This is a genomic window from Streptomyces botrytidirepellens (genome assembly GCF_003721215.1).
Lineage (GTDB): Bacteria > Actinomycetota > Actinomycetes > Streptomycetales > Streptomycetaceae > Streptomyces > Streptomyces himastatinicus.
The window spans coordinates 1-6077 of record NZ_RIBZ01000672.1; the positions used below are offsets into that span (position 1 = coordinate 1).

Genomic DNA, 6077 nt, shown 5'->3' on the forward strand with positions numbered 1-6077 from the left:
CGCCGCAGCCCGACCGGCCCCAGCCTGCGCAGCCAGCGCCCCACCGCTTCGTCGCCGGGCTCCACGAGCCGGGTGAGGGCCGCCCGGGCGAGCCGCTCCTCGTCGTCCACGCCCGGCCCGGGGTCCATGGCGGGTGGCATCCCGGACGCCGCGGCCGGGCCTCCCGCCGGGCCGGCAGCCATCAGCACTCCCCCGCGCCGACCGGCACCGCGCGGGCCACTCCGGTGCGCAGCTGGAGGGCCTGGGCGATGTCCGGCGCCAGCGGCCGGTCGTGCCCGGCGAGGTCGGCCACGGTCCAGGCGACCCGCAGCACCCGGTCCAGGCCGCGGGCGGTGAGCAGCCCGCGCTCCATGTCGCGCTCGGCCTCGCGGAGCGCCCCGGGGCAGGCCTGCCAGCGGGTGCGCAGCTCATGGCCCGGCACCTCGCTGTTCAGCTGCCAGGGGGTGCCCGCGAGGCGGGCGGCGGCCCGCTCCCTCGCCTCGCGCACGCGGGCCGCGACCGAGGCGGTGCTCTCCGCCCCGCCACCCGCCCCGGTCAGCTCGGCCCGGCTCACCGCCTCGACGCGGACACGCAGGTCGACCCGGTCCAGCAGGGGGCCGGAGAGCCGCGACTGGTACCGGCGGACCGTCGAGGGCGAGCATTCGCAGCCGTCCCCCATCAGCCCGTGGCGCCCGCAGGGGCAGGGGTTGGCTGCCAGCATGAGGAGGAAGCGCGCGGGCATGCGCATCATGCCCGCGGAGCGGGCGACCACCACATGGCCCGATTCCAGGGGTTCTGCCGCAGGGCGTCCAGGGCCCGGCCGCTGAACTCGGGCGCCTCGTCCAGGAAGAGCAGCCCCCGGTGGGCGAGGGAGACCGCGCCCGGCCGCGGCAGCCCGTTGCCGCCGCCGACCAGGGCGGCCATGGTCGCCGAGTGGTGCGGTGCGCAATACGGGGGCGTTTGCACCAGGGGCTCGCCCGGTGGCAGCACCCCGGCCACCGAGTGCACGGCGGTGACCTCCAGCGCCTCCTGCCGGGTGAGCGGCGGCAGCAGCCCGGGCAGCCGCTCGGCGAGCATGGTCTTGCCCGCGCCCGGTGGCCCGATGAGGAACAGATGGTGGCCCCCGGCGGCGGCGACCTCCAGCGCGGTGCGCGCGGCCCGCTGTCCGGCGACCTCGGCCAGGTCGGGCCGCCCCGTCCCGGCTCCGGGGAGCGCGGCCACCCCGGTGCCCATGCCCGCGCCGGGCATGGTGAGCCCCGCGAGCATCGGATCGGGCCGCCCGGCCTCCAGCGGCTCGTCCTCCTCGGGCACCGGTTCGTCGGTGAGGGCCGCGATCAGCTGGCGCAGGCTCCGCACCCCGAGCACCGAGACGCCCGGGACCAGGGATGCCTCGGCCGCGGTCTGCTCCGGGACGACGACCTGCCGGTATCCGGCCTCGGCGGCCGCGAGCACGGCGGGCAGCACCCCGCGCACGGGCCGGACCCGGCCGTCCAGACCCAGCTCCCCGATCATCATCAGATCGGCGATCTCCCGCGGGTCGATGCGCTCGGCGGCGCCGAGCACCGCGCAGGCCACGGCCAGGTCGAAGCCGCTGCCGCCCTTGGGGACGGACGCCGGGCTGAGCCCCACCGTGAGCTTCTTCTGCGGCCAGGCGGCTCCCGAATTGACCACGGCGGCGCGGACCCGGTCCCGGCTCTCCACCAGGGATTTGTCGGGCAGGCCGACCAGGGTGAAGGCGGCCACGCCGGGCTCCAGATCGGCCTGGACCTCGACCACCACGCCCTCGACCCCGACCAGCGCCACCGAGCAGGTGCGGGCGAACCCCATTCAGGCCACCCCCCGCAGATGCTCGACCACGGGCGCGCCGCGCCGCGGCAGCACCACGCCCACCAGGTCGATCCGCACGCCTCCCGGCGGCGGCCCGCCGTGCCGCTCCAGCCAGCGCTCGGCGAGCCGGCGCAGCCGGGCGGTCTTGCCGGGCCTGACCGCCGCCGTCGGAGGTTCGTAGCCCTCCGCGCGACGCGTCTTGACCTCGCACACGACCAGCGCCCCGGCATCCAGCGCGACGATGTCGATCTCGCCGTCCCGGCACCGCCAATTGCGCTCCAGGACGGTCATACCGGCCTCGGCCAGCCGTCGCGCCGCCAGATCCTCGCCGTAGCGGCCCAGTGCTCCCCGGGCGTTCATTCGGCACCACCTCCGGCACCGACTGTGACGCGCCCGCCCCGATTTCAGGGATCTTGGTGGATTTCTGTGGACGGCCCGGCGCGGGTGGACAACTCGGCCACCCGGAAGAGTGAGCCGGCCCCCGGAAGTCAGCCCATCCCGGACGATCGGCCGGGATGGGCTGAATCGGTCGGAATCGGCCCCGGGAGGTCAGCCCGGCTGATCAGCCCCCCGGAAGATCGAGGTCACTCTTGTTCAGCTCCTCGATATTCACGTCCTTGAACGTGAGCACGCGTACCTGCTTGACGAACCGCGCCGGTCGGTACATGTCCCAGACCCAGGCGTCCGCCATCGACACCTCGAAGAAGACCTCACCCTGGACCGAGTGCACCTGCATTTCGTAGTCGTTGGTGAGATAGAAGCGGCGCTCGGTCTCGATCACGTATTTGAACAGACCGACGACATCGCGGTACTCCCGGTAGAGCTTCAGCTCCATCTCGGTCTCGTACTTCTCGAGGTCCTCGGCGCTCATGGCATGTTCCCCTTCAGCCGTGCGTCCCCCCATTGTGCGTCAGACGCGCTCAGTCTCCAGGATCACCGGTGAACTGGGCGGTCCCTCGTCGAGCAGCGTACGCAACAGTTCGACGAGCCGGGTCGGGTACACCGGCTCGGTCGCCCCGGCCAGCTCCTCCAGCGTCCACCAGCGCAGCCCGGTCACGCTGCGCCGCTCCAGCTCCGTCAGCCCCTCCGGGCGGGTCGTGGTCTGCTCCGTACGGGCCAGGTAGTACCACTCGTCCTGGTCCCAGCGGCGGCCGAAGAACGGGAAGGAGCAGGTGCGCCGCCACAGCAGCGGGCCGAGGCGGACATCGGTGATCCCGGTCTCCTCCGCCAGCTCGCGCAGGGCGGCCTGCTCCCGGCTCTCGTCGCCCTCCAGTCCGCCGCCCGGGGTGAACCACCAGGTCAGCGAGGGGGCATCGGGTTCGAACCCGTGCAGCAGCAGGATCCGGTCCGCCGGGTCGAGCAGCACCACCCGGGCGACCTTCCGCAGCGGAGTCACGTCCGCGCCGGTCCCACCGGTCCCTTCAGCCACTGGCCGCCACCTTCTCCCGCATCTCGTTCCGCCGGGTGGTTCCGCCTCCCATCCGGCGCGCGACCGGCCCGTAGGCCGCACCTCCCAGGATGAGCACGGCACCGGCCAGGACCGAGACCGAAACGAGCCGGAGCGGACCGGGCTGCGAGACCCCGCCCGGCAGGTCCTTGAACACATCCGGGCGTCCCATCATGCCGAAGGACCCCAGCGGCCAGGCGGTGGCGTCCACCCGGGCCGTCACGGCGTCCTTGGGGACGGCTCCGTGACTGCTGTCGGTGAGGTGCACCCGGGAGTCGAGGGAGTCGCTGCGGTGGTCGCCCATGAGGAACAGGCGCCCCTTGGGCACGGTGGTGGAGAACCGGGTCATCGAGGCCGGTTCCTTGGCCTGAAGATACGGTTCTTCGAGTGTCTTGCCGTCCACGGTGATGCGGTTCTGCTTGTCGCAGCACACGACCTTGTCGCCGCCGACGCCGATGACCCGCTTCACCATGGGCAGGGCGCCCCAGATCTCGTCCTGGAAGACGACCACATCGCCGCGGTGGACCTCACCGCCGTCGATGCGCTCCGCGAGCACCCGGTCGCCCTTGCCGATGGTCGGCGACATCGAGTCCGTCGGGACGCTGTACGGCTTGTAGAGCACCGCGCCCCAGGCGAAGCCGCCCAGGAACAGCACACAGCCGACGGCCACCGCCAGCCCGGACAGCACGGCGCCCAGCCTGCTGCCCCCCGCCCCTCGGGCATCGCTCATTCCAGTGCTCCCACCGTGTCCAGCAGACATAGAAGGTCATGTTCCGCATGCCCTGTGGCACGGGATCGCACCTTACCCGCGGTACGGGGGGTCAGTCAGCCGTCCCCCGCACCTTCGCCTCCCGCCTGCGACGACGCCACAGCACGATCGGCACCGCACCGGCGAGCCCGAGCGCCGAGGGTGCCATGGAGGCCGCCGCGCTCAGCCCCGGCTGGTCGAAGGTGCCCGGGATCGACAGGGCGGACCAGCGGTTGACCGGCCAGGCGACCACGATGGCGCGCCCGACGACGTCGTCCACCGAGACGGTGCCGTTGTGCAGGTTCTGGTGGTAGCGGGAGTCCAGCGAGTCCTGGCGGTGGTCGCCCATGACCCAGATCCGGTCCTCGGGCACCTTGACCGGACCGAACGGCTTCTCGTCACAGGGCGTGTTCCCGGGGAAGATGTACGGCTCGTCCAGCGCCTTGCCGTTGACCATCACCTTGCCGCCGCGCTTGCACGAGACGGTGTCGCCGCCGACCGCGATCACGCGCTTGATCAGGTCCTTCTCATCGGCGGACGGCATCAGGCCGACGCGGCTGAGCGCCTCCTGGATGCCCTCGGCGATCGGGCCCGAGTCCTGCGTCGGGGTTTCTCCGAGCCAGCCGCCCGGGTCGTGGAAGACGACCACCTCGCCGCGCTCCGGCTTCGAGCCGAACCAGGGGGTGAGCTTGTCCACCAGCACCCGGTCGCCCCGCTGGAGCGTGTTCTGCATCGAGTCGGACGGGATCGAGAACGCCTGCACCAGGAAGGTCTTGATCAGCAGCGCCAGCACCAGCGCGATGAAGATCAGGATCGGCAGCTCCTTCCAGAAGGAGCGCACCTTCCGCCCCTTCGCGGGCCGCCGCCCGGTGCCGGGCCGCTCGCTCTCCTCCTCGGAGCCGCTCTCCCGCTCCGCACCGGCCCCGGGCCCCGGCGGGGGCGGACCGGTGGGTCCGGAGGGCGGCGTATCAGCCGATTCCGCCGTGGGAGCGCCTCCCGGTGCCGGGGACGCCCCGGACGCTTCCGGTGCCTGGTCCGCGGTCCCCTCTCCCCTCGTCCCGGGTCGCCTCTCGGGCTCTTCGTGACCGGATCGGGCGCCGACCGCCAAGTCCCCCACATTCACTCCTCACGCCGCTGCCGCCTGCTCCACGAACGGCGCAGGCCCACCACTCCCATAACGAGCGGGAGTTCCGCAGGGGTCGGGAGCTGGATCATTCCTTGCTGATCCATGGGGGACAGCCTATGCGGCGCACCGCTCACCTGTGTCGCCCCACTCGGCGCGTCCCGCACGGACGCGTACGTTCCGGGCTCCTCCAGCTGTCGCATGTGGCCGAACGGCCATGCGATCACCACCGCGCGGCCCACCACGCTCTCGTCCGCGACGGTGCCCTGGTACGACTCGTCGAGGTGCACCCGGGAGTCCGCCGAGTTGGACCGGTGGTCGCCCATCATGAACATCCGCCCCGCGGGGACGGTCACCTTGAACTTGCGCTGCGACGGCGCGTTCCCCGGGTACAGATACGACTCGTTCAGCGGTGTCCCGTTGACCGTGACCCTGCCGTTCGAGTCACAGCATGCCACCGTGTCGCCGCCGACCGCGACCACCCGCTTGATCAGGTCCTGCTCGTCCGACGAGGGCAGCAGACCGATGAAGGTCAGGAACTCCTTGCCCTGCTTGATGACCGGCGGATCGTCCTTGGGCGGCTTCCGCTCGTCCTCCAGCCAGCCGCCGGGGTCCTTGAACACCACCACGTCCCCGCGGGTCGGCTTGGAGCCGAACCACGGGGTGAACTTGTCGACCAGCACCCGGTCGCCGATCTTGATCGTCTGCTCCATCGAGCCGGACGGGATCACGAACGCCTGCACCAGGAAGGTCTTGAGGACCAGCGCGATCACCAGCGCCACACCGATCAGGATCGGTATCTCCCGCACGGCGGAACGGCGTCTCCTGCGCTTGATCCGCTGCTGCACCCGGCGCCGCTCCGCGCGCGTGGCGAGTCGGCGCTGCCCCGGCTCGCGCTCCGGTGCGGCGGGGGCGGTGCCAAGGCCGAGGCCCGCCCGGCGGGTGCCGGAGCG

General features: G+C 72.4%; 5 protein-coding genes and 3 pseudogenes. All 8 read right to left on the reverse strand.

Going from position 1 to position 6077, the window contains the following annotated elements; all coding sequences use genetic code 11:
* Nucleotides 1-182, reverse strand: a pseudogene (locus EEJ42_RS35310) (DNA-processing protein DprA); the annotation flags it as partial.
* Nucleotides 182-1806 (reverse strand): annotated as a pseudogene (locus EEJ42_RS35315) (YifB family Mg chelatase-like AAA ATPase). The pseudogenes EEJ42_RS35310 and EEJ42_RS35315, both read right to left, overlap by 1 nt.
* Entirely contained in the window at nt 1807-2166 is a 360-nt protein-coding gene (locus tag EEJ42_RS35320) for a YraN family protein (protein WP_009714729.1), read from the reverse strand.
* Between the two features lie 202 nt (nt 2167-2368).
* Entirely contained in the window at nt 2369-2677 is a 309-nt protein-coding gene (locus EEJ42_RS35325; protein ID WP_009714730.1) for a DUF2469 domain-containing protein, read from the reverse strand.
* A 39-nt stretch (nt 2678-2716) separates the two neighbouring features.
* A complete protein-coding gene (locus EEJ42_RS35330; RefSeq protein ID WP_123106301.1) occupies nt 2717-3235 on the reverse strand; it encodes an NUDIX hydrolase in 519 nt (172 codons plus the stop codon).
* Entirely contained in the window at nt 3228-3983 is a 756-nt protein-coding gene (lepB, locus tag EEJ42_RS35335) for a signal peptidase I (RefSeq protein ID WP_123106302.1), read from the reverse strand. The genes EEJ42_RS35330 and lepB (EEJ42_RS35335) overlap by 8 nt, the downstream gene beginning before the upstream one ends.
* A 91-nt stretch (nt 3984-4074) precedes the next feature.
* Entirely contained in the window at nt 4075-5118 is a 1044-nt protein-coding gene (gene lepB, locus EEJ42_RS35340; RefSeq protein WP_246097583.1) for a signal peptidase I, read from the reverse strand.
* Nucleotides 5015-6077 (reverse strand): annotated as a pseudogene (gene lepB / locus EEJ42_RS35345) (signal peptidase I); the annotation flags it as partial. The gene lepB (EEJ42_RS35340) and the pseudogene lepB (EEJ42_RS35345), both read right to left, overlap by 104 nt.